The organism is Glacieibacterium frigidum (assembly GCF_007097155.1).
Lineage (GTDB): Bacteria > Pseudomonadota > Alphaproteobacteria > Sphingomonadales > Sphingomonadaceae > Glacieibacterium > Glacieibacterium frigidum.
Genome location: NZ_VJWA01000002.1, coordinates 462,370 through 485,180, shown reverse-complemented (window position 1 = coordinate 485,180; position 22,811 = coordinate 462,370). Strand labels below are relative to the sequence as shown.

24 protein-coding genes are annotated in these 22,811 nt (G+C 70.0%); 14 read left to right on the top strand and 10 right to left on the bottom strand.

The window, feature by feature from the left end:
* Nucleotides 1-14: 14 nt before the first annotated feature.
* From FMM06_RS11855 to FMM06_RS11845, 3 genes are all read left to right on the top strand, one after another.
* Nucleotides 15-491, top strand: a complete 477-nt coding sequence (locus FMM06_RS11855; protein ID WP_144237604.1) for a GNAT family N-acetyltransferase — start codon at nt 15-17, stop codon at nt 489-491.
* Nucleotides 492-577: 86 nt separating this feature from the next.
* Complete coding sequence (locus tag FMM06_RS11850; RefSeq protein ID WP_144237603.1) at nt 578-871, top strand: hypothetical protein; 294 nt, start codon at nt 578-580, stop codon at nt 869-871.
* On the top strand, nt 868-1,566 hold the full coding sequence (locus FMM06_RS11845; protein WP_144237602.1) for an NAD-dependent deacylase: 699 nt from the start codon (nt 868-870) through the stop codon (nt 1,564-1,566). Before FMM06_RS11850 ends, FMM06_RS11845 begins: the two co-directional genes overlap by 4 nt.
* Here FMM06_RS11845 and FMM06_RS11840 read toward each other — a convergent pair.
* Nucleotides 1,563-1,964 carry a metallopeptidase family protein gene (locus FMM06_RS11840; protein ID WP_144237601.1) on the bottom strand — a complete coding sequence of 134 codons (402 nt, stop codon included), beginning with the start codon at nt 1,962-1,964 and terminating at the stop codon, nt 1,563-1,565. The two genes, FMM06_RS11845 and FMM06_RS11840, sit on opposite strands and share 4 nt — an antisense overlap.
* A 38-nt stretch (nt 1,965-2,002) precedes the next feature.
* Between FMM06_RS11840 and FMM06_RS11835 the strand changes: the two genes are divergently transcribed.
* Nucleotides 2,003-2,272, top strand: coding sequence for a 4a-hydroxytetrahydrobiopterin dehydratase (locus tag FMM06_RS11835; protein ID WP_144237600.1), 270 nt, complete (start codon nt 2,003-2,005; stop codon nt 2,270-2,272).
* A gap of 9 nt (nt 2,273-2,281) precedes the next feature.
* On the opposite strand, the gene FMM06_RS11830 is transcribed toward FMM06_RS11835, so the two are convergent.
* The 9 genes from FMM06_RS11830 to mutM form a co-directional block, all read right to left on the bottom strand.
* Nucleotides 2,282-2,464: a YegP family protein gene (locus FMM06_RS11830; protein WP_144237599.1), complete on the bottom strand. Its 183-nt coding sequence runs from the start codon at nt 2,462-2,464 to the stop codon at nt 2,282-2,284.
* Between the two features lie 57 nt (nt 2,465-2,521).
* The gene (locus tag FMM06_RS11825) at nt 2,522-3,382 is read right to left on the bottom strand and encodes an SIMPL domain-containing protein (protein WP_144237598.1); all 861 of its coding nucleotides are present in this window, start codon (nt 3,380-3,382) and stop codon (nt 2,522-2,524) included.
* On the bottom strand, nt 3,382-4,161 hold the full coding sequence (locus FMM06_RS11820) for an SDR family NAD(P)-dependent oxidoreductase (protein WP_144237597.1): 780 nt from the start codon (nt 4,159-4,161) through the stop codon (nt 3,382-3,384). The genes FMM06_RS11825 and FMM06_RS11820 overlap by 1 nt, the downstream gene beginning before the upstream one ends.
* Nucleotides 4,162-4,211: 50 nt before the next feature.
* On the bottom strand, nt 4,212-5,093 hold the full coding sequence (locus FMM06_RS11815; RefSeq protein WP_144237596.1) for a DMT family transporter: 882 nt from the start codon (nt 5,091-5,093) through the stop codon (nt 4,212-4,214).
* A 149-nt stretch (nt 5,094-5,242) separates the two neighbouring features.
* Nucleotides 5,243-6,607: a chromosomal replication initiator protein DnaA gene (gene dnaA, locus FMM06_RS11810; RefSeq protein ID WP_235889370.1), complete on the bottom strand. Its 1,365-nt coding sequence runs from the start codon at nt 6,605-6,607 to the stop codon at nt 5,243-5,245.
* A gap of 666 nt (nt 6,608-7,273) precedes the next feature.
* Nucleotides 7,274-7,537 carry a 30S ribosomal protein S20 gene (gene rpsT, locus FMM06_RS11805; protein ID WP_144237595.1) on the bottom strand — a complete coding sequence of 88 codons (264 nt, stop codon included), beginning with the start codon at nt 7,535-7,537 and terminating at the stop codon, nt 7,274-7,276.
* An 89-nt stretch (nt 7,538-7,626) separates the two neighbouring features.
* The gene (locus tag FMM06_RS11800; RefSeq protein WP_144237594.1) at nt 7,627-8,517 is read right to left on the bottom strand and encodes a DUF4349 domain-containing protein; all 891 of its coding nucleotides are present in this window, start codon (nt 8,515-8,517) and stop codon (nt 7,627-7,629) included.
* A gap of 20 nt (nt 8,518-8,537) precedes the next feature.
* On the bottom strand, nt 8,538-9,314 hold the full coding sequence (locus tag FMM06_RS11795; protein ID WP_144237593.1) for an enoyl-CoA hydratase: 777 nt from the start codon (nt 9,312-9,314) through the stop codon (nt 8,538-8,540).
* A 5-nt stretch (nt 9,315-9,319) separates the two neighbouring features.
* On the bottom strand, nt 9,320-10,132 hold the full coding sequence (gene mutM / locus FMM06_RS11790) for a bifunctional DNA-formamidopyrimidine glycosylase/DNA-(apurinic or apyrimidinic site) lyase (protein WP_144237592.1): 813 nt from the start codon (nt 10,130-10,132) through the stop codon (nt 9,320-9,322).
* Between the two features lie 57 nt (nt 10,133-10,189).
* On the opposite strand from mutM, the gene FMM06_RS11785 reads away from it, so the two are divergent.
* From FMM06_RS11785 to FMM06_RS11740, 10 genes are all read left to right on the top strand, one after another.
* A complete protein-coding gene (locus tag FMM06_RS11785; protein ID WP_144237591.1) occupies nt 10,190-10,921 on the top strand; it encodes a class I SAM-dependent methyltransferase in 732 nt (243 codons plus the stop codon).
* Entirely contained in the window at nt 10,918-12,453 is a 1,536-nt protein-coding gene (ubiB, locus tag FMM06_RS11780) for a 2-polyprenylphenol 6-hydroxylase (protein ID WP_144237590.1), read from the top strand. The genes FMM06_RS11785 and ubiB overlap by 4 nt, the downstream gene beginning before the upstream one ends.
* Nucleotides 12,450-13,817 carry a glutamate--tRNA ligase gene (locus tag FMM06_RS11775; protein ID WP_144237589.1) on the top strand — a complete coding sequence of 456 codons (1,368 nt, stop codon included), beginning with the start codon at nt 12,450-12,452 and terminating at the stop codon, nt 13,815-13,817. The genes ubiB and FMM06_RS11775 overlap by 4 nt, the downstream gene beginning before the upstream one ends.
* A gap of 2 nt (nt 13,818-13,819) precedes the next feature.
* Nucleotides 13,820-14,161: a hypothetical protein gene (locus FMM06_RS11770; RefSeq protein ID WP_144237588.1), complete on the top strand. Its 342-nt coding sequence runs from the start codon at nt 13,820-13,822 to the stop codon at nt 14,159-14,161.
* A gap of 131 nt (nt 14,162-14,292) precedes the next feature.
* Complete coding sequence (locus FMM06_RS11765) at nt 14,293-14,955, top strand: energy transducer TonB (RefSeq protein ID WP_144237587.1); 663 nt, start codon at nt 14,293-14,295, stop codon at nt 14,953-14,955.
* Nucleotides 14,956-14,977: 22 nt separating this feature from the next.
* Nucleotides 14,978-15,946 (top strand): bifunctional diaminohydroxyphosphoribosylaminopyrimidine deaminase/5-amino-6-(5-phosphoribosylamino)uracil reductase RibD, encoded by a 969-nt coding sequence (gene ribD / locus FMM06_RS11760; RefSeq protein WP_144237586.1) that lies wholly within the window; start codon nt 14,978-14,980, stop codon nt 15,944-15,946.
* Between the two features lie 9 nt (nt 15,947-15,955).
* Nucleotides 15,956-16,552, top strand: a complete 597-nt coding sequence (locus FMM06_RS11755) for a riboflavin synthase (RefSeq protein ID WP_144237585.1) — start codon at nt 15,956-15,958, stop codon at nt 16,550-16,552.
* A gap of 43 nt (nt 16,553-16,595) precedes the next feature.
* Entirely contained in the window at nt 16,596-17,867 is a 1,272-nt protein-coding gene (gene ribB / locus FMM06_RS11750) for a 3,4-dihydroxy-2-butanone-4-phosphate synthase (protein WP_144237584.1), read from the top strand.
* Between the two features lie 85 nt (nt 17,868-17,952).
* Nucleotides 17,953-18,369: a 6,7-dimethyl-8-ribityllumazine synthase gene (ribH, locus tag FMM06_RS11745; RefSeq protein WP_144237583.1), complete on the top strand. Its 417-nt coding sequence runs from the start codon at nt 17,953-17,955 to the stop codon at nt 18,367-18,369.
* A gap of 111 nt (nt 18,370-18,480) precedes the next feature.
* Nucleotides 18,481-22,800: a choice-of-anchor I family protein gene (locus FMM06_RS11740; protein WP_144237582.1), complete on the top strand. Its 4,320-nt coding sequence runs from the start codon at nt 18,481-18,483 to the stop codon at nt 22,798-22,800.
* The last annotated feature ends 11 nt before the right edge of the window (nt 22,801-22,811 follow it).

Genomic DNA, 22,811 nt, shown 5'->3' with positions numbered 1-22,811 from the left:
GTAGACGGCGCGCTATGCCTGGATTTGAAATCATCGACTATGCCGGCGGGCGCGATCCCGAGGTCGCGGCGCTCATCCTCTCGGTTCAGCGCGAGGACGTCGGCCTGTTCGTTCCAATCGAGGAGCAGCCCGAACTCCTCGATATCGCGCGCGCCTACCGCGACGGCGCGTTCTGGGTCGCGTTGGCCGGCACCGGCATCGTGGGGACGATCGGGATGATGCGCTACGGCGACAGCGGCGTCCTCAAGAAGCTGTTCGTCCGGGGCGATCATCGCGGTCCGGGCGGGGCGGCACACGCGCTGTACGACAAGGCGCTCGCCTGGGCGGTGGCGCAGCGCCTCACCGCGATCTTCCTCGACACGCCGTCGGTCGCGACGCGGTCGCACGCCTTCTACCAGCGGCGCGGCTACCGCATCGTCGGCCGCGACGAGCTGCCTGCTGCCTATGATTTTCCCGACCGCGACAGCTTGATCTTCAGGCTGGGTCTATAGCCTGCAGGCGCGATGCCGGAACCCGGCGCGGTCCGGGGCGATTACCCAGGGCGCCCCCTAAGGCGCTGGTATCGTGGAGATCCGAAATGACCACCGGCGGCGAACTCGAACCGAAGGACTCGCGCAACGTGACGGGCGCGGCGCATACGCCCGACGGGCACTGGAGCGGCGATGCGCCCGACAAGGGCAATGGCGGCGAGCTCGAACCCAAGGACTCGCGCAACGTGACCGGCGCGGCGACGACCGACGACGGCCGCTGGACCGGCGCGGCAGTTCGCCCCGGAGACGGTCCCAAGATTCCCGAAGACCGACCGCGAGGCAGGCGAATAGCAAGCGCCGCGTGGCGGATGTCCCGGTCCTGCGCTAAGGCGGCGCCATGAACCGCCCACGCAACATCGTCGTCCTGACCGGCGCGGGTATCTCGGCGGAGAGCGGGATCGAGACGTTCCGCGCCGCCGACGGGCTGTGGGCGCAGCACCGGATCGAGGATGTCTGCACGCCCGGCGGTTTCCGGCGCAACCCGGGGCTGGTGCAAGGCTTCTACGACATGCGGCGGGCGGCGCTTGCTGGCGTCGTGCCCAATGCGGCGCACGAGGCGCTGGCGCTGCTCGATGCCGAATGGCCGGGCGAGTTCCTGCTGGTGACGCAGAACGTCGACGACCTCCACGACCGCGCGGGATCGAAGCGGCTTCTGCACATGCACGGCGAGCTGAAGCGGGCGCTGTGCACTGCGTGCGGGGCGGCGTCACCGTGGGACGCGCCGCTGAGCAACAGTCCGCCGTGCCCGCGCTGCGGGGCCACGCGCCTGCGGCCCGACATCGTGTGGTTCGAGGAGATGCCGTACCACATGGACGCGATCGACGCGGCGCTGTCGAGCTGCGACCTGTTCGTCTCGATCGGCACTTCGGGTGCGGTGTATCCCGCTGCAGGGTTCGTCAGTCAGGCGCGACGGGCGGGGGCGGCGACGCTGGAACTCAATCTCGATCCGTCGGCGGGGACGCCGCTGTTCGGCGAGGCGCGGCACGGGCCCGCCAGTGTCCTGGTGCCGGCGTGGGTGGATGAACTGCTGGGCTAGCCCGCTGCCGCCTCGATCCGCTCCATGTCCTCGTCGCTCAGCCCGAAATGGTGGCCGACCTCGTGGACGAGGACATGGGTGACGAGGTGTTCGAGGCTCTCGCCGCTCTCGCACCATTCCTCGAGCAGCGGGCGGCGGTAGAGGAAGATGATGTCGGGCAGCGCGCCCGACGGTTCGTCGCCCTTCATGCCGACGTGGCGGCCTTGGTAGAGGCCGAGGATGTCGAACTCGGTCTCGAGCTCCATCTCGGCGATCACGTCGGCGTCGGGGAAGTCCTCGATGCGCAGCAGGACGCTCGCCAGATGCTCGCGGAACAGCGGCGGCAGGCGCTCGACGGCGCTTTGCGCGAGCGCGTCGATGTCGGCGAGGGAGGGGGGCAGGGTTTCGGTGCGGGCCATGGCGTGCCACTAGGCCGCTGCACCCGAGGAGTCACGACATGCGCCTGACCGATGCCGAGATCGATGCCGCACTGGCGGGCCTGCCGGGCTGGACGCGCGCCGGCGACGGGATCGAGCGGAACTACCGCTTCGAGGATTTCACCCGGGCGTTCGCCTGGATGACGCGCGGCGCGCTGCTCGCGGAGAAGGCCGACCACCACCCTGAATGGTCGAACGTCTACAACCGCGTCGAAGTGCGGCTGACGACGCACGACGCGGGCGGCATTACCGCGAAGGACATCGCGCTGGCGACGGCGATGGACGCCTAGCGCCCGCGTTCAGCCGTCGCTGCTGTCGACCACCTCGGCGCCGGGGCCGTTCTTCTTCATCGACTCGATCGCCGCCTTGGCCGACGCCTTGGAGCTGTAGCCCTCGGTCGTGAACATCGTCTCGGCGTTGTACTTGAAGCGGACGCGGAACTCGCCCTTCTTGTCCTTGGTGATCTCGAACACGTGCGCCACGGTGACCTCCCGGATTGATGCGCCAGCCTCGCGCGGGACCTAACCCAAGTCAATCTTTCAGGGCAGCAACGCGTAGATCACGCAGGCGCTGGCGGTCAGCTGGCTGAGCGGCGGCTGCAGCGTCACCTGCACGTTTTCGGCCTGCTGCTGGAGCGAGGGCGGCGGGGGCGGCGCTGGCGGGGGTGGGGGTGGGGGAGGGGCCATCATACGGCTGCCGCTGACCTCGACATCGGTCGGCTGATTGCTGCCGACATAGCTCGGCCAGCCCGCAAGTACCTGCGTTTCGCAGACGCCCCCCGACGGATCGATGACCTTTGCGCCGCCGAGTCGTGCACCCGCCGCCTCGGCCGACAGTTGCGCCCGCTTGCGGGCATCGCGCGCCGCCTCCCCCTGCAGCCAGGTCTTGGTGGCATTGTCGGGCTCGAGGTTGAACTGCACGCCGTCGATCGCCGTCGGCCGCGCCGCGACCGCGAGGCGATAGACGCGCTCCAGCACGGCGATGTCGCGCACCGTGACGTACAGCTGAACCGTGACCTCGTAGCGGTCTATCTTGTCGGCGCGCTGGTTGTCGACAAGGGTGCCGTCCTTCTCGCGGTACTGTTCGTACAGCGGCCGGGTGTTGAGCGTCGTGGTCAGGCGGACGCGCTCGATGCCCAGCGCGGCGAGGGCCTGGTCGAGGGCGCGGGCCTTGGTCGTGGCGGCGGTGGTCGCCTCCGCGGCGGTCTTCTCGACTGCGCTGAAGCGCACCCCGAAGCGCGCGCGGTTGGCGGGCACCTCGGTGCGGACATAGCCCTGCGAGGCGATCACCGGCTCGCGCATGAACCACGGCGCGGGGACGTAGCGCGACCCCAGCTCGGCGGGCGGCACCTGCGCCAGCGCGGGCGCGGCGATCAGTGCGAGCAGCAGAGCCGCGCGCATCAACGCGGCGCCATCCGGATCGCGCCGTCCAGCCGGACATCCTCGCCGTTGAAGTAGGAATTGCGGCACATCTCCAGTGCCAGCGACGCGTACTCGTGCGGGTGGCCGAGGCGCTTCGGGAAGGGCACCGACGCCGCCAGCGCCGCCTTCACGTTGTCGGGCGCGGCGTTCATCAGCGGGGTCGAGAAGATGCCCGGCAGGATCGTGTTGACGCGGATGCCCTCGCTCATCAGGTCGCGCGCGATCGGCAGGGTCATGCCGATGACGCCGCCCTTCGACGCCGAATAGGCCGCCTGGCCCATCTGCCCGTCCTCGCCCGCGACGCTCGCGGTGTTCACGATCGCACCGCGCTCGCCGTCGTCCATGGGTTCCAGGCTCAGCATCCCCGCCGCCGACTTGGCGATGCAGCGGAACGTGCCGATCAGATTGATCTGCACCACCATGTTGAACGCATCGAGCGGGAAGTGCTTGGCGGCGCCGGTGATCTTGTCGCGGCTGGCGGTCTTCACCGCGTTGCCGACGCCCGCGCAGTTGATCAGGATCCGCTCCTGCCCGTGCGCCTCGCGCGCCTTGGCGAAGCCCGCATCGACCGATTCGTCGTTCGTCACGTCGACCTTGCAGAACACGCCGCCGATGGCGTCTGCGACCGCCGGACCCTTGGTCTCGTCACGGTCGAAGATCGCGACCTTGACGCCCTCGGCGGCCAGCGCGCGCGCCGTCGCCTCGCCGAGCCCCGATGCCCCGCCCGTCACCACCGCCGCACAGCCGCTCAGCTTCATCGTCGCTCTCCCCAGGGTTTTCCGATGCCTAGCGCGCGCGTGGCTTCAAGTCACGTATCGGGCGAGGCGCTGGGCTTGAGGCTGCGCGCCACGACGCTCTCGCGGATCGCGAGGTAGATCGTCGCCGAGACGATGACCGCGCCGCCGATCAACGTACGCGCGTCGACCGCCTCGCCGAACAGCGCGATGCCCGCCACGGTGATCAGCCCGAAGCGCACGAAATCATAGGGCATGATCGCGCTCGCCTCGGCATGGCGGAAGGCCTGCGCCAGTGCGTACTGGCCCAGCGCCGCGCAGCCGCCGAGCAGCACGAGGATGGGCCAGACATGCGCCGGCGGTACGCTGGCGAAGGGCGCGGCGATGACCAGCGAGGGGCCCAGCGTCAGCACGAAGCTCCACGCCGCGACCGCGCGTGCGTCGTCGGCGCCGACGAGCTTCTTGATCGCGATGATCGAGAAGGCGGTGGTCAGCGCCGAGACGAGCGCCGCGAGCAGCCCCGCGCTGAACGGCGTGGTGCCGGGGTGGAGCACGATCAGCATGCCCGTGAACCCGACCGCGAGCGCCGCCATGCGCCGCCACGCGATGCGCTCTCCCAGGAAGAACACCGCGCCGATGGTCGCGAACAGCGGCGCGGTATAGTTGATCGCCAGCGCCGTGCTGAGCGGCAGATGCGCGACCGCGTAGAAGGTCGCGAAGGTCGCGATGACGCCCGACGCGGCGCGGCGCAGGTGGATCGGCAGCCGGTCGCGGCGCAGCAGGCCGGGATTGGCGAGCAGCATCGGGGTCAGCCACATCAGCCCGAACAGGTTGCGCGCCACGACGATCGCGAACGGGTGCAGGTCGGCACTGGCGATGCGGATGCACGTCCACAGCGCGGCGAAGGCGGCGCACGACAGGATCATCCACAGGATGGCACGGGTGGCGGGGGTCACCGACCCTGCAATAGGGGAGGGCAGCGTCGCGGCAAAGCCGCGCCGTCGGTCGGGTTCGGCAGGGGCCGACCCGCCGGCCGGCTTTCGCGCGAGTCGGCGGAAGACGAGATTCGCCGAAGGGCAAATTTCGCTATCCGCGCGCGCCGCGCTCAGCTGTCCAGCATCCGCGACAGCAGCGCCACATCCCCGTCCAGCTCGGGGTCTTTCGCGCGCAGTTCGTCGATGCGCTTGACCGCGTGCATGACCGTCGTGTGGTCGCGCCCGCCGAAGCGGCGGCCGATCTCGGGGAGCGAGCGGGGGGTAAGTTTCTTCGCGAGGTACATCGCGACCTGGCGCGGCCGCGCGACTTCGACCGCGCGACGGGCCGACAGCATGTCGCCCAGCTTCAGGCCGTAATGCTCGGCGACGCGACGCTGGATGTCGTCGATCGTCACCTTCTTCTCGTGCGCGCGCAGCAGGTCGGCCAGCGTCTCGCGCGTGAAGTCGATCGTCACCGGCTTGCCGACGAGGCGGGCGTAGGCGACGACGCGGTTGAGTGCGCCCTCCAGCTCGCGGACGTTCGAGGTGATCTTGCGCGCCAGGAACTCGATGACGTCCTGCGGCACCGCGCTGCCCGGCATCGCGGCCGCCTTGGTGTGCAGGATGTTGAGGCGCAGCTCGTAGTCTGCCGCGTTGATGTCGGCGACGAGGCCCCACGCCATGCGGCTGAGGATCCGCTCCTGGATGCCCTCGAGGTTCTGCGGGGACCGGTCGGCGGTGATCACCAGGCGCTTACCGGCGCTGATGATCTCGTTCATCGTGTGGAAGAATTCTTCCTGCGTCGATTCCTTGCCGGCGATGAACTGGACGTCGTCGATCATCAGCAGGTCGACCGAGCGCAGCCGCTGCTTGAAGCTGATCGTGTCCTTGGCGCGCAGTGCGGCGAGGAACTCGACCATGAATTTCTCGGCCGACAGATAGGCGACCTTGGCGTTGGGCTCGCGCGCGCGCAGCTCGCCGCCGATCGCGTGCATCAGGTGGGTCTTCCCCAGCCCGGTGGTGCCGTGGAGGAACAGCGGGTTGAAGCTGATCGGCCCGCCCTCCGCCAGCGTCCGCGCGGCGTTGTAGGCAAGCTCGTTCGACTTGCCGACGACAAAGGTCTCGAAGCTGTAGCGCGGCTCGAGCGGCAGGCCGATGCACGCGGCGGCGGGGTGCGCCAGCGCGGGCGCCGCGTCGGGCAGGGCAGGGGCGGCGGTAACAGTGGCGACGCTCAGCGCGACGTGGCGGATGCCCGGGCGATGTGCGCCCCACAGGATGCGCAGCCGCTCGAGGAAGTTCGACGTCACCCAGTCGGCGAGGAAGTGGCTGGGCGCGGCGAGTCGCACGGTGTCGCCGTCGATGCCGACGAAGCCGACCGGGCGCAGCCAAGTGTCATAGCTCGCGTCGCCGATTTCGGCGCGCAGCGCCGACTGGATCAGCGTCCAGACCGCCGACGGTCCGGCGGCGTCGTCGGCGCGGCGGTCGGAACTGAACAAGGCGGCGGCGCGCGGCGCGGGGGACGCGTCGTAGCGGCCCGTCCGCACCGGCGTACCGGCCGTCCGTGCCACCGTCTCGCTCCGCATCGCACCCAAACTCACTGCCGGTCACTCCCCCAGTTTTTCGCCGCGTCGAAGCGCGACGCCGTCTTGTCGAGCCGCGCTGACCGAAGTCGTCGAGACCGTCCGCATCAACACCCGGCGACCCAGCCGGGTCCACGTCAAATCGACGCCCCCGCGCCGAACCGACGATGTTTCGAGCTATTCTCCCGTGCGAACCGGACATTACTTCGCCGCCCCAGATAACGACATGCGTCATCCTGGGTCGACTAGATCAATCCGAATCAGTTGGGAGAAAACCCCCGGCCGGCGCTGGGCCGGACGCAACATAAAGCACCCGTGAAAAGGCGCGTAAAGGCCTCGCCGGATCAAGATTTCGAAATAAATCCGTTGACACGCAAATGCGTGATTTGCCCCGAAAGGCCGCCAAGTGGCTGTTTTAGAATGACGTCCCTGTGACAGTCGCGTGACAGCCGAGTCGCTGCGGGCGCCTCCGCGCACAATCTAAGTTGTTAACTCCAAACGCAAAGGGCCCCCCGACTCGGGAGGCCCTGTACGTTGCGGTGGCGTTACGGCGACGATTTCGTCACCGGTCCGTCACAAAACTCAAGCGAGCGCGGCGACCCGCTTCGACAGGCGCGACAGCTTGCGCGCAACGGTGTTCTTGTGGAGCACGCCCTTCGACACGCCGCGCATCATTTCCGGCTGCGCCGCTGCGAAAGCGGCGACGGCTGCGTCCTTGCTGCCGCCGTCGATCGCCGATTCGACCTTCTTGACGAAGGTGCGGATGCGGCTGACGCGTGCCTTGTTGATCTCGGCACGGCGGTCGTTGCGGCGGATGCGCTTTTCAGCTTGCGGCGTATTGGCCATTCTCGTCCTCGGTTCGTCTTGTCTGGTCCGCATCGGACCAAACCGACGCATGAGCACGGGACGCGAGGCCCCGCACGAAGGCGCGGTCCCTACGGAAGCGGCGGGGTTTCGTCAACCCGCCGCTTGCGGGCGCGGCGTGCGCGGACGAGCAGCCAGACGGGAACCGCGAGCAGCACCGCCCAGGGCAGGACGGCGGCGAGCAGGTTGAGCAGCAGGAACAGGCTCTGCGAGGCGACCGCGAACAGGCTGCCGGGCAGGCCGCCACCGGCGTTCGCGCCCGCCACCGCCAGGCTGTCGGGGCGATACACGATCGTCGCCTTGGGCAGCGACACGCGGCCGCGCATGTCGGCGAGTGCGCTGCGCGTCGCATCGATTTCGCCGCCGACGCGCGCCAGTTCGCGCTCGATCTCGAGCAGGTCGGCGAGCTTGCCGTTGCGCGTCGCGAGCAGCGTCTCGAGTCGCCCCTGCAGCGTCGTCAGCGCGCGAAGCCGCGCGGCGCTGTCGGAGATGGTCCGCCCCAAATCCTCGCTCGTCGTGCTCGACGCCGCGATCCGCCCCTTGGCAGCGCCGGCGTCGCCCGCCAGCCGGCCGCGAAAGGCCGCGAGCCAGCCGGTCTCGGCGCGAAGTTCGAGCGTCGCGCTGGTGTCGGTCCCGCCGACGGTCTCGGTCCCGGCGCCGACGATCTGGCAGCGCGCGGGGCCGGCCGCCTCGCAGGCACGGCGGTGGCGCTCGAACAGCGGCACGACCGCGGCGGCGGGCAGTTCGAGGGTGAAGTCATAGTCATAGGCGATCTGCGGCAGCGCGACCGAGGCTGGTGCCGCATCGGCGGCGCTGGCCCGAGCAGCGGGTGCTCCACCCGCCGTGGGTGCGGGCGCCGCCTCGGACATGACCGCGGCGCTGTCGGCTTCGGTCTGGCTGCCGCGCTCGCCGCACCCCGCGACGCCAAGGACGATCAGACTCGCGAGCCAGGCTGTGCGCATGGCCGGAACGATATCCTATTTCAGCGGTGGGTAAAGCCCGCCGCGCGCTTGTCGACGAACGCCGCCATGCCTTCCTTCTGGTCCGCGGTGCCGAACAGGCCGTGGAACAGCCGGCGTTCGAAGCGCACGCCCTCGGCCAGCGTCGTCTCGAAGGCGCGATTCGTCGCCTCCTTGGCCGCGAGCACCGAGAGCAGGCCATAGCCGGCTATCTGCGCCGCCGCCTTCATCGTCTCGGCCATCAGCTCGTCGGCAGGGTAGACGCGCGCGACGAGGCCGATGCGCAGCGCCTCGGCGGCGTCGATCATCCGCCCGGTCAGGATCATGTCCATCGCGACCGCCTTGCCGACCGCGCGCGTCAGGCGCTGCGTGCCGCCGGCGCCCGGGATGACGCCCAGCTTGATCTCGGGCTGGCCGAACTTCGCGGTGTCGGCAGCGAAGGCGGTGTCGCACATCAGCGCGAACTCGCACCCGCCGCCCAGCGCGAAGCCGTTGACCGCGGCGATGACGGGCTTGCGCGTGACCGTCAGCGCCTCCCACGTCGCGGTGATGAAGTCCTCGGCGTAGACATCGGCGAAAGACTTGGGCGCCATCTCCTTGATGTCGGCGCCTGCGGCGAAGGCCTTGCCGGCACCCGTCAGCACGATGCAGCCGATGGCTTCATCCGCGTCGAACGCCTTTAGCGCGGTGCCGATCTCGCTGGTAAGCCGGTGGTTGAGGGCGTTCAGCGCCTCTGGGCGGTTCATCGTGATCACGCCGACGCGGCCTTCGGTCGCGACGATGATGGTTTCGTAGGTCATGACACTCACCTCTGGCACCAGCTGCAGAAGAAACTCGATCGCCCCGACTGGACGATGCGCTTGATCGGGCGACCATCGCGCGGGCAGGGCTCGCCCTCGCGGCCATACACCCTGAACGACTTCTGGAAATAGCCGAGCGTGCCGTCGACCTGGGCGAAGTCGCGCAAGGTTGAGCCGCCGGCCGCGATCGCGTCCTCGAGCACAGCCGGGATCGCCTCGGCCAGCGCCTTGATCTTCGCCGCCGGCACCAGCCCGCCGAGCCGGGCAGGGTGGATGCGCGCGCAGTTGAGCGCCTCGCAGACATAGATATTGCCCAGCCCCGCGACGACGCGCTGGTCGAGCAGCAGCGCCTTGGCGGGCGCCGCGCGGTCCTTGAAGGCGGCGCGCAGATGGTCGGTCAGGTCGACCCCCAGCGGCTCTGGACCCAGCGCCGCGAGCGCCGGGTACGACTCCAGCTCGGCCGTCGGCAAGAGGTCGAGCGACCCGAAGCGCCGGGCATCGTTGAACGCCACGACATGCCCGTCGTCGGTGGTGAACACCGCATGGTCGTGCTTTTCAATCTCGTCGGGATCGAGCCGCATCCGCCCCGACATGCCGAGGTGGAAGATCAAGCTATCGTCGCGGTCGGTGGCGATCAGCCCGTATTTGGCCCGGCGGCTGAGCCCGGTCACCCGCGCTCCCACCAGCCGCTGCACCAGCCCTTCCGGAAACGCCCGCCGCAGGTCGGGCCGCCGCAGCTCGACCCGCTCCAGCCGCCGCCCGTCGAGCACGCGGCGGAGGCCACGCACCGTCGTCTCGACTTCGGGAAGTTCGGGCATGGCCTGCGTCCTATGGCCGGTTTGCCCCCCTGCCAACCCTCGGCTAGACGCGCAGCCATGAGCGAGACAGTCAGCTTCGGGTACGAACAGGTTCTGCCTGAGGAGAAGACCGCGCGGGTCGGCCAGGTGTTCGCCAGCGTGGCGCGGCGCTACGACCTGATGAACGACCTGATGTCGGGCGGGCTGCACCGCGGCTGGAAGGACGAGTTCGTCCGGATGGTGAAGCCGCGAGCGGGCGAGCAGATCCTCGACATGGCGGGCGGCACCGGCGACATCGCCTTCCGCATGGCGGCGCGCGGCGCCGACATGACGGTGGCCGACATCAACCCCGCGATGCTCGAGGTCGGCATGGACCGGGCCGCCAAGCGCGGGCTGACGGGGCTGGTGTGGCAGGAGCAGAATGCGGAGACGCTGACTGCGCCGAACGCCAGTTATGATGCCTACACGATCGCCTTCGGCATCCGGAACGTCACCGATATCCCCGCCGCGCTGCGCGAGGCGCACCGGGTGCTGCGCTATGGCGGGCGGTTCTTCTGTCTGGAGTTCTCCACCACCGAGTGGCCGGGTTTCGGCAAGGTCTACGACGAATATTCGGAAAAGCTCGTCCCGCAGATCGGCAGGTACGTCGCCAAGGACGAGGCGTCGTACCGCTATCTGATCGAGAGCATCCGGCGCTTTCCACCGATGCCGGCGTTTGCCGCGATGATCGAGGCGGCGGGTTTCGCGCAGGTTCGCGCGCGGCCGATCCTGGGCGGGCTAGTCGCGATCCACAGCGGCTGGAAGGTGTGACCAGCGCCGCGACGCACCTGCTGCGCCTCGCCCGCTGGGGCCGGACGCTGGGCGGCCACGGCGCCCTGCGCGGCATCGAAGGCGACCGCAACGCGCCGCCGATGCTGCGGCGGCTTGCCTGGGCGGCGCGCTTCGGCAGTTTCGCGCCGAAGGAGCCGCGCTATGCGAAAGCCTTCGAGGCGATCGGACCCGCCGCGATCAAGCTGGGCCAGGCGCTCGCGACGCGGCCTGACCTGATCGGCGCGGCCGCCGCGCACGACCTCGCGCGCCTGCAGGACAACCTGCCCCCCGTACCCTTCGAGCGCATCGAGGCGGCGCTCAACGAGGCGTTCGAGGGGCCGTGGCAGCGGCTGTTCACGAGCATCGACCCCGTCCCAGTCGGCGCGGCGTCGATCGCGCAGGTCCACCGCGGCGTAACGACCGACGGCCGCGCGGTCGCGGTCAAGGTGCTGCGCCCGGGCATCGAGCGCGATTTCGTCGCGGCGATCGACACCTATGAATGGGCGGCGGCGCGCGTCGAGAAGCTGGGGGGCGAAGCTACCCGCCTGCGCCCGCGCGCGGTCATCGCGAGCTTCAAGGCGTGGAGCCTGACCGAGCTCGACCTGCGGCGCGAGGCGGCGTCCGCATCCGAACTCGCCGAGGCAATGCAGGCCGAACCCGGCTTCGTGGTGCCCGGCATCGACTGGGCGCGGACGACGCGCAAGATCCTGACCATCGACTGGATCGACGGGGTCAAGCTGTCCGACGTCGCGGCGGTCGCGGCGCTCGACATCGACCGGCGCGCGCTGGCGGGGACGCTGGTGCGCAGCTTCCTGCGGCAAGCGATCGCGGAGGGGTTCTTCCACGCCGACATGCACCAGGGGAATTTGTTCGTTCTCCGCGACGGGCGGATCGGGGTGGTCGATTTCGGCATCATGGGTCGCCTGGACCGGCGTGCACGGGTGTACCTGGCGGAGATCCTCTACGGCCTGCTGACCGGCGATTATAAGCGCGTTGCCGAAATCCATTTCGAGGCGGGGTACGTGCCCGCGCATCACGACGTCGGCGCGTTCGCGACGGCGCTGCGGGCCGTGGGCGAGCCGATCCGCGGCCTTGCGGCGCGCGACATCTCGATCGCCAACCTGCTCGACGGGCTGTTCGGTATCACGCGCAGCTTCGACATGGCGGTGCAGCCGCATCTGCTGCTGCTCCAGAAGACGATGGTGATGGTCGAGGGCGTCGCGCTCAGCCTCGATCCCGAAGTCAACATGTGGGAGGTCGCCGAGCCCTTCGTGCGCGACTGGATGCGCGACGAGCTGGGGCCGGAGGCGCGGCTGGCGGACAGTCTCGTGCTCAACCTGCGCGCGCTGTCGCAGCTGCCGCGCGTGCTGCGCCAGCTCGTCGACCGCGTGCCGGTGACGGGGGCCGCGCCGCCGATGGCGCCGATCGACGAGCCGCTGCCCGAAGTGCCCATCCGCGCGCGTATCGTCATACCGTGGCTGGCGGGCGCCGCGGTGCTCGCGGTGGGGGTCGCGGTCGGGCTGGCGCTGTGACGGTCACCCGCTTCGCCCCCAGCCCGACGGGGCGCATCCATGCCGGCAATGTCCGCACCGCGCTGGTCAACTGGCTTGCCGCAAGGGCTGCCGGCGGGCGGTTCGTGCTGCGGATCGACGATACCGACGTCGCGCGCAGCGAGGAGCGGTACGTCGCGGCGATCCACGACGATCTCGACTGGCTGGGCCTGACGCCCGACGTGACGGTGCGCCAGTCGGAGCGGTTCGCGCTCTATGACGCGGCGCTGGAGCGGCTGGCGGCGCAGGGCCGGGCGTACCGCGCCTACGAGACGGCGCACGAACTCGACATGAAGCGCAAGGTGCAGGCGTCGCAGGGCAAGCCGCCCGTCTACGACCGCGCCGCGCTGGCGTTGACCGATGCCGACCATGCGCGCTTCGCCGCCAAGGGCGTGGCGCCGCACTGGCGCTTCAGGCTCGACGACGGGCCGATCGTCTGGGACGACGCGGTGCGCGGCGGCTGCCGGGTCGATCCTGCATCGCTCAGCGACCCCGTCGTGCGGCGCGCCGATGGGACCTGGCTGTATATGCTGCCGTCGGTGGTCGACGACATCGACCTCGGCGTCACGCTGATCGCGCGCGGCGAGGACCATGTCACCAATTCAGGCGTCCAGCTGCAGATGTTCGCGGCGCTGGGGGCCGAGCCGCCGCGCCTCGCGCACCTCGCCCTGCTGACCGGGGCGGACGCGGCGCTGTCGAAGCGGCTGGGGTCCGAGGGCGTCGACCAGTGGCGCGACCAGGGCGTCGAGCCGCAGGCCATTCTGGCCTTGCTCGCGCGGCTCGGGACGAGCGAACCGGTGGTGCCCGTGGCGGATGTGCGCGACCTCGTCGCCGGGTTCGACCTCAAGCATTTCGGGCGGGCGACGGCGCGCTTCGACCCGCACGAGCTCGCGTTGCTCAACGGCCGTACGCTCCACCTGCTGCCCTTCGAGACGCTCGCGCATCGCCTGCCGCCCGCCATGGGTGCTGCGGCGTGGGACGCGGTGCGCGGCAATCTCGGCAGCGTGGCCGAGGCCGCCGACTGGTGGGCGGTGATCGCCGGGCCGGTCGTGCCCGAGGCGGCTTCGGAGGACGCCGACTATCTGGCGCAGGCGCGCGCAGCCCTCGCCGCGCTGCCGTGGGAGGGCGATGTCTGGCACGCCTGGACCGGCGCGTTGAAGTCGACCGCTGGGCGCAAGGGCCGTGCGCTGTTCGCGCCGCTGCGCCGCGCGCTGACGGGCCGCGACCATGGCCCGGAGATGGCGGCGCTGCTGCCGCTGATCGGGCGCGACGCCGCACTCGACCGGCTGGAGGCTGGCGAAGTCCGCGCGCGCGACCTATCTTCGTCGCTGACCCCGACGGAGTAGCCATGTCGTTTCTCGCCCCGAGCCCGGCCGAAGTCCGCCGCCGCCGCATCCTCGTGGGCGGCGGATCGGTGTTCGCGACGGTTGCCATCGCTGCCGCCTTCTTCGCCGGGCGGCCTGCCAACTACATGCGCCCCGATCCGGTGATCATCTTCGTCGACAGCTGGTCGGCGAAGCGCGACCGCGAGGATGCGCTCGAAACGCGAGCCAGCGACAAGGCCCAGCTCGAGGCGAAGCTTGCCGAGTCGCGCGCCTATATCGCGACGCTGCCGCCCGAGAAGCGCAAGCTCGCGCAGGCCGAATACGACCGCTACGTCGCCGCCTCGCCCAAGGACCGGATCAGCTAGGGCCCACCCCAGGGTTCGACCTTAGTCGACCATATCATTCCGCCCCAGATGTGATAGCTTCGCATTAGCGTCGTCGACACGGCGGAAGTCCGGCGAGGACGCGTGGCACTTGTCCCCTAGGAGGGTCGGTCATGCAGTTCGCCCAAAATGCTTCGTCGCGCAATTCGACGGGTCTCGTCGTCACCATCGCCGTCCACGCCGGGCTGGTCGCGCTCGCGCTGGCGGCCACCGGTATCGCTACAGTGTATAATGATCCGACGCCGTTCGAGGCGCGCAACATCGTCGACACACCGCCGCCGCCGACGCGCACTGTCGAGCCCCGGACGATCGAGCAGCCGATCGCCGTCACCGTCGACCGGCCCGAGTTCGAGACGGTCGTCACGCCGGTTCGCGACGTCGTCGAAGGGACCGCCACCGCCACCGCCACGACCGGCGGCAGCGCGGTGAGCGAGGGCCGGGACGAGCCCGTCATCGCCATCGTCGAGCCGCCCGCCCGGACCGGCATCACCCGCCGCGCCGCGCTCGATCCGCGCTACGCCCGCGATTTCGAGGCGCCTTATCCGCCCGCGTCGCAGCGCAACGGCGAGGAGGGCACGGTGCTCGTCCGCGTCGTCATCGGCGCCGACGGCCGGGTTACGGGCGCCAGCATCGCGCGGTCGAGCGGCTTCGCGCGGCTCGACGATGCGGCGCTGAAGCGTGCGCTGGCGAAGTGGCGCTTCGTGCCGGCGATGGACAACGGCGTCGCGGTCGAGGCGACGCGCGACGTGCCGGTGACCTTCCGCTTGCAGGACTGACGCGCGCGGCTATGCCGGGGGCATGACCGACGACGAACGCTGGATGGGGGCGGCGCTGGCGCTCGGCGAGCGCGGGCGCGGGCGGACGGCACCGAACCCGTGTGTCGGCTGCGTAATCGTGGCCGATAGGCGCGTCGTCGGGCGCGGCTGGACGCAGCCATCGGGCCGCCCGCATGCCGAGGCGATGGCAGTCGCGCAGGCGGGCGACGCGGCGCGCGGGGCCACGGCGTACGTGACGCTCGAGCCCTGCGCCGCCCCCGGTCGTGGCCCGGCGTGCGCCGACGTGCTGATCGATGCGGGCGTCGCGGCGGTCGTGGTGGCGATCCAGGACCCGTTCGCGGCGGTCGACGGCAAGGGTCTCGCGAAGCTTCGCGCCGCGGGCATCACGGTCAGGGTCGGCGCGCGCGCCGCCGAGGCCAAGGCGGCGATGGCGGGGTTCCTGACGCGGCAGCGGCACGGCCGCCCGCACGTCACGCTGAAGCTCGCTTTGTCGCTCGACGGCGCGATCGCGCTCGCCAGCGGGGAGAGCCGCTGGATCACCGGGCCTGCAGCGCGCGCCCACGCGCATCTCGAACGCGCGCGCTGCGACGGCATCCTCGTCGGGCGAGGGACGTACGACGCCGATGCACCGCGCCTCGACGTGCGGCTGCCGGGGCTGACCGATCGCAGCCCGCACCGGCTGCTGCTGACGCACGGCGCGGCGCCCGCGGGCTGGACGCCGGTCGCATCGCCCGAGGCGATCGCGGCGCTCCCGCACAGCATCAACGACCTGCTGATCGAGGGCGGCGCGGGGGCGGCGTCGGCGTTCCTCGGCTGCGATCTCGTCGACCGTCTGCTGATCTACCGCGCGCCGATCCTCGTCGGCGCCGGCAAGCCCGGGCTGGGCGATATCGGGCTGACCGACCTCGCTGCGGCGCATGGCCGCTGGCGGCGGACGGCGCTCCGGCTGCTCGGCGTCGACGTGCTTGAGGTGTACGAGCGCACGCGCTAGGCCCGGGCCATGTTCACCGGCCTCGTCACCGACATCGGCACCGTCCTCAGCGTCGAGCAGCGCGGCGACCTGCGCGTCCGCATTTCGACCGGGTACGACACCGCGACGCTGCCGATCGGGGCGTCGGTGGCGTGCTCGGGCGTCTGCCTGACCGTCGTCGACAAGGGGCCCGACTGGTTCGCGGTCGATGTCTCGGGGGAGACCGTCTCCAAGACCGCGCCGCGCTGGCAGGCGGGGGCGCGCCTCAACCTCGAACGCGCGCTGAAGGTCGGCGACGAGCTCGGCGGGCATATCGTCACGGGCCATGTCGACGCGGTGGCACGGCTGGTGTCGGTGACGCCCGAGGGCGACTCGACCCGGCTCAGCTTCACCGCCCCCGCGGCACTGGCGGGCTTCATCGCCGCCAAGGGCTCGATCACCCTCGACGGCGTGTCGCTGACGGTCAACGAGGTCGCCGATACCGACGACGGCGTGGCGTTCTGGGTCAACATCATCCCGCATACCGCTGCCGAGACGACGCTGGGCGGCGCGGCGGCGGGCGACGGGCTCAACGTCGAGATCGACGTGCTGGCGCGCTATCTCGGACGGATGCGTTTGACACTATGATGTGATCTGACTAGGCCTCATACATCGCAGTGTGAGACCGCCCATGAGCAGCATCCTGATCGACCGCGTCCGCAGCCTCGTCGCCGATGGCGTGACCAGCCGCTCGGGGCTCGCGCGCGCTGCCGGGCTGCACGCCAATTCGCTGCGCAGCCTCGACGATCCCGACTGGAACCCGACCGCCGATACGCTGCGCAAGCTCGAGGCGCATCTGTCGGGCCGCCACCCGCAGCGCGTCATGGCAAGCCCTGAGGAAATCATCGACGAGGCGCGCAACGGGCGCATGTTCATCCTGGTCGACGACGAGGACCGCGAGAACGAGGGCGACCTCGTCATCCCGGCGCAGATGGCGACCCCCGACGCAATCAATTTCATGGCGCGCTACGGCCGCGGCCTGATCTGCCTCAGCCTCGCCAGCGAGCGGGTCAAGGCGCTCGGCCTGCCGCTGATGGCGCAGCACAACGGCACCCGCCACGCCACCGCCTTCACCGTGTCGATCGAGGCGCGCGACGGGGTGACCACGGGCATCTCCGCCGCCGACCGCGCGCGCACCATCGCGGTGGCGATCGACGCGGGAAAGGACGCCGCCCATATCGTCTCGCCGGGTCATGTGTTTCCGCTGGTGGCGCGCGACGGCGGGGTGCTCGTTCGCGCCGGGCACACCGAGGCCGCGGTCGACGTCGCGCGGCTGGCGGGGCTCAACCCGAGCGGCGTGATCTGCGAGATCATGAAGGACGACGGCGAGATGGCGCGCCTGCCCGACCTGCTGGAGTTCGCCGCGACCCACGGCCTCAAGATCGGCACGATCCGCGACCTGATCGCCTATCGCTTGCGCCACGACCACCTCGTCGAATGCGTCGCGCAGGCCCCGCTCGAGTCGATCTACGGCGGCGGCTGGACCGCCAAGACCTATGCCAACAAGGCCGAATATGCCGAGCACATGGTCCTGCAGAAGGGCCGCATCGAACCCGGCAAGCCGACCCTTGTCCGCGTCCACGCGATGAGCATGTTCACCGACCTGTTCGGCGAAGTCGGCGGCAAGGCCGGGCAGCTGCAGCGCGCGATGGAGGCGGTCGGCGAGGCCGGCGCCGGCATTGTCGTCATCATCCGAGACGCGCGTCCCGACGCGATCAGCACCCAGATGCGCGCGCGCGGCGCCGGCGAGCCCTTCGAGCTGCGCGACTACGGTATCGGCGCGCAGATCCTCGTCGACCTCGGCGTTACCGACATGATCCTGCTGACCAATTCGCACCGCAACATCGTCGGGCTGCAGGGCTATGGCCTGAACGTCGTCGGCGAGCAGGCGATTCCGGGTTAGACCCGAAGCCCCACCCCCGGGCCGCGCGTTCCGCGCGTCTCTCGGACCCTCCCCTGAAGGGGAGGGTGACAGAAAGGACCCCCCAATGCGCATCCTGATCGTCGAGGCCCGCTTCTACGACGCACTCGCCGACGCGCTCCTCGACGGCGCCCGCGCGGCGCTCGATGCGGCCGGCGCGACCCATGAGACGATCACCGTGCCCGGCGCGCTCGAAATCCCGGCGGCGGTCGCGCGCGCCCACGACACCGGCGAGTTCGACGGCTTCGTCGCGCTCGGGACGGTCATCCGCGGCGAGACCTATCATTTCGAGATCGTCGCCGGCGAAAGCGCCCGCGGCCTGATGGCGCTGAGCCTCGACGGCGCGGCGATCGGCAACGGCATCCTGACGGTCGAGAACGAGGCGCAGGCCTGGGCGCGGGCGCGGGCATCCGAGAAGGACAAGGGCGGCGAGGCGGCGCGCGCTGCCCTCGCGATGATCGAAGTCGCGAAGCGCTTCAACTGATCACGACCGTCACAAAATCATAACGCAGCGCGTGCACGTCCCTGACCGGATATTTTTCCGGTTAACGAATGAGTCGCCGGCCCGCCGGTCGACCAGTCAGGGGATGGACTTATGGCTCTCGGTCTCGGCTCGATCGCGTTCACCGGCTTCAACGCGGATGGCAACGACGATCTCGCCTTCGTGGCGCTCGACACGATCGACGCGGGCCAGGTCATTTATTTCAACGACCAGGAGTGGCAGGGCAGTGCCTTCAACACCGGCGAGGGCCAGGTCACCTTCACCGCGACCTCGTCGATCGCCGCCGGGACGGTCGTGCGGATCAACAGCTTCAGCTCGAACCCGACGAGCAATTTCGGGACGTTGACCGGGTCGAGCGGCCTCGGCAGCGATAGCGAGATCGTCTACGCCTATGTCGGCGCGGCGTTTGCGCCCACCACCTTCCTCGCCGCGATCGCCAACGACGGCTTTGCGCAGTCGGGCGGCACGCTCAGCGGCACGGGCCTCGTCGTCGGCCAGACCGCGATCGACCTGTCGAACGGCGGCACGAACCCGGGCGAGGATTTCGCGGTGTTCAACGGCAACCGCACCGGCGCCACGAGCTTCGCCGACTACCGCGCGATCATCAACAATCCCGCGAACTGGCTGACCCAGGACGGCGCGGGCGACCAGTCGATCGACGGCACCAACCCCGACCTGCCGTTCAGCCTGACGCCCTTCACCACCGGCGGCGTCGAGACCCAGTCGGTCGGCTTCGCAGTCGCGGGCCTGACCCAGAACGAGGGCAACGCCGGGACCACCGTCTACAGCTTCACCGTGGCGCGCACCGGCGGCACCACCGGCCAGGTCGATTTCAGCGGCACCATCGCCGCCGGCTCGACGGACGCTGCCGACTATGCCGGCGGCGCTCTCCGCACCAGCTTCAGCGGCAGCATCGCCGCCGGCGCGACCAGCGCGACGGTCACCGTGACCGTCGCCGCGGACACGATCGTCGAGGCGACCGAGGGCTTCTCGCTGACGCTGACCAACGTCTCGAACGGCGCCGGCGTGACCACGACGATCGGCGCGGCGGCGGCGACTGCGACCGCCAGCATCGTCAATGACGATTTCGCGATTCCCGCGCTCGCGGCGGGCGACATCGCCTTCACCGCGCTGAACACCGACGGCGACGACAATCTCGCCTTCGTCGCGCTGAAGGACATCGCCGCGGGCTCGACGATCTTCTTCCAGGACAATGAGTGGACCGGTAGCGCGTTCAACGCGGGCGAGGCCGCCTTCGCGTGGACCGCCAATACGCTGATCGCCGCAGGCACCGTGGTGACGATCGACACCATCAACTCGCCGAATCCGACCAGCGCGCTGGGCACCGTCCAGTACGTCGACGGGGCCAACACCGGCTTCGCGGCGGGCGGCGAGATCGTCTATGCCTTCACCGGCACCTCGGCGACCGCGCCGACCGCCTTCCTCGCCGCGATCGCGACCGACGGCTTCGAGATCCCGGCCGATTCGGCGACGCTGGCGGGCACCGGCCTGACCGCGGGGGTGAACGCCGTCAGCTTCACGGGCGGCCTCGACATCGTCGAATATTCGGGCTCGCGCAGCAACCAGACGAGCTTTGCCGATTACACCGCCGCGCTCGCCAATGCCGCGAACTTCGCGACGCAGAATGCCGGCGGCGACCAGGGTGTCGACGGCGTCGACCCCGACGTGCCGTTCGACGCGACCGCCTTCACGCTGGCGGCGCCCGGCCAGACGGTCGGCTTCACCGCCGCCTCGCAGGCGCTGTCGCAGGCAGAGAGCAACACCGGGACGCGCAATTTCACCTTCACCGTCGAGCGTTCGGGCGGCACCACGGGCACGCTCGATTTCTCGGGCACCATCGCGGCGGGCACCACCGACGCGGCGGACTTCGGCGGCACGTTGCCGACGTCGTTCAGCGGCAGCATTGCCGCCGGCGCGACCTCCACGACGGTCACCGTCACCATCGCCGGGGACACGACGATCGAGGCGAGCGAGGGCTTTGCGCTGACGCTCACCGGCGCCAGCAACCCCGCCGCCGCCTCGGTCACCATCGGCGCGGCGAATGCGGCGGCGACGATCGTCAACGATGACTTCGGGCTGAGCATCGGCGGAATCGCGGTCTACGGCGCCGCGGCGTCGCTCGCCGGCTCCGTGACCACCCCGGTGGCGAGCGACGATGTCGTCCTCGTCCGCCTCGGCTCGATCACGGGTACGATCCCGGGCGCCGAGAGCTCGGCGTACGAGAACGGCAAGGTCTATGCGACGAATATCCCGGGCAATTCGATCAATGTCGCGCGGATCAACGCCGACGGCACGCTGACCAACGAGGCGCCGATCCTGTTGTCGGGCCTGCCCAGCTACCTGACCGGCGGGGTCAACGCCGTCGACGTCAAGAACGGCGTGATTGCCGTGGGTTACGAGAACAGCAACCCCAGCCTGCCGGGCTTCGTCGCGCTGTTCGACGCCGCGACCAACGCGCTGATCAAGACCGTCCAGGTCGGCATCCTGCCCGACGATGTGACCTTCACCCCCGACGGCAAGAAGCTGCTGGTCGCGAACGAGGGCGAGGCGCTGTCGGCGCAGGGCTCGGTCAGCATCATCGACCTGTCGGGCGGCGCGGCGAATGCGGCGGTGTCGAACACCATCTCGTTCGCCTCGCTCAACGGCACCGAGGATGCGCTGCGCGCGCGCGGGCTGGCGATCGCGCCGGGCCAGGCTGCGGCGGGCGATATCGAGCCCGAGTACATCACCGTCTCGGCCGACGGCACGCTCGCCTATGTCACGCTGCAGGAGGTCAACGGCGTCGCGGTCATCGACCTCACGAACCCGTCCGCCGACCGGCCGCTGTCGATCCAGCCGCTCGGCACCGTCGACCGCAACCTCGCGGGCAACGCCTTCGACCCCAGCGACCGCGACGGCGCCGGCGGCACCGCGGCGATCAACATCCGCAACGCCAACGTCCAGAGCCTGATCCAGCCCGACGCGATCGCCGCGTTCGAGGTCGGCGGCGTCAAGTATTTCGTGACCGCCAACGAAGGCGACGCGCGGGTCAACATCGCCGATTCGGTCCGCCTGAGCAGCGGGTCGTACGTCCTCGACCCGACCCTCTACCCCAATGCCGCGGCGCTGAAGGCCGATGCCAATCTCGGCCGCCTCAACGTGCTGACGACGACCGGCGACACCGACGGCGACGGCGACTACGACGTCATTACGACGCTGGGCGGGCGTGGCATCTCGATCTTCCGGCAGGAGGCCGACGGAAGCATCACCAAGGTCCGCGAGACCGGCGGCGAGTTCGAGGCGATCATCGCGGCGAACACCCCGGCCGCCTTCAACAGCAACCAGAGCACGGCGGCGAGCTCGTTCGATACCCGCTCCGACGACAAGGGCCCCGAGCCCGAGGGCGTCACCATCGGCAAGATCGGCGACCGCACCTATGCCTTCGTCGGGCTGGAGCGCGTCGGCGGCTACATGATCTATGACGTGACCGACCCCGCCAACGCGGCCTTCGTCACCTACAAGCCGCAGACCGCGCAGGACCTGGGGCCCGAGACGAGCCTGTTCGTGTCGGCCGCGAACAGCCCGACGGGGCAGAACCTGCTGATCAGCGCGCAGGAAATAAGCAATACCATCACCCTGTATTCGGTGCAGTCGCAGACCGCGGGGAACGACGTGATTACCGGCGCCGGCGACGCCGACCGCTTCGACGGCCGCGCGGGGAACGACACGATCGACGGCAAGGGCGGCGACGACGTTCTGATCGGCGGTGCCGGCGCCGACATCCTGATCGGCGGCGCGGGATTCGACACCGCGAGCTATGCGACCGCGACCACGGGCGTGACCGCGAACCTCATCGACTTCCGGGGCTCGACCGGCGACGCCGCGGGCGACCGCTTCAGCGGGATCGAGGCGATCATCGGGTCGGCTTATGACGACGTGTTCACCGGCAGCCGCACCGCCGAGCGCTTCGACGGCGGCGACGGGAACGACGTGCTGGTCACCGTGCTGGGCAGCGACGTGCTGATCGGCGGCGACGGCAACGACGTGCTCGCCGGCGGGCTCGACGGCGACGTCTTCCTGTTCGACAAGGTCGACGACGGCGCGATCGACATCATCGTCGACTATCTGCGGGTCGACAACGACAGCCTGGCGTTCGGCGCCGGCGTGACGGTGACCGCCGCACAGGTCGGCTTCCTGTCGACCGGCCAGACCGCCAATGGCTACGACCTGCGCAACGAAGCCCGCGCGCTCGACCTGGTGCTGACGCTCGAATCGACGGCAGGTCGCCAGACGGTTCACGTCCTCGACGTCTTCACCTTCACCTCGGTCGAGTATTGGGAGAACATGCTGGGCCTCGACCTCGAGTATCCGACGCCGGCGCCGTTGGGCGGCGGGCTGGTGCACATCGCCTGAGGGATCAGAGC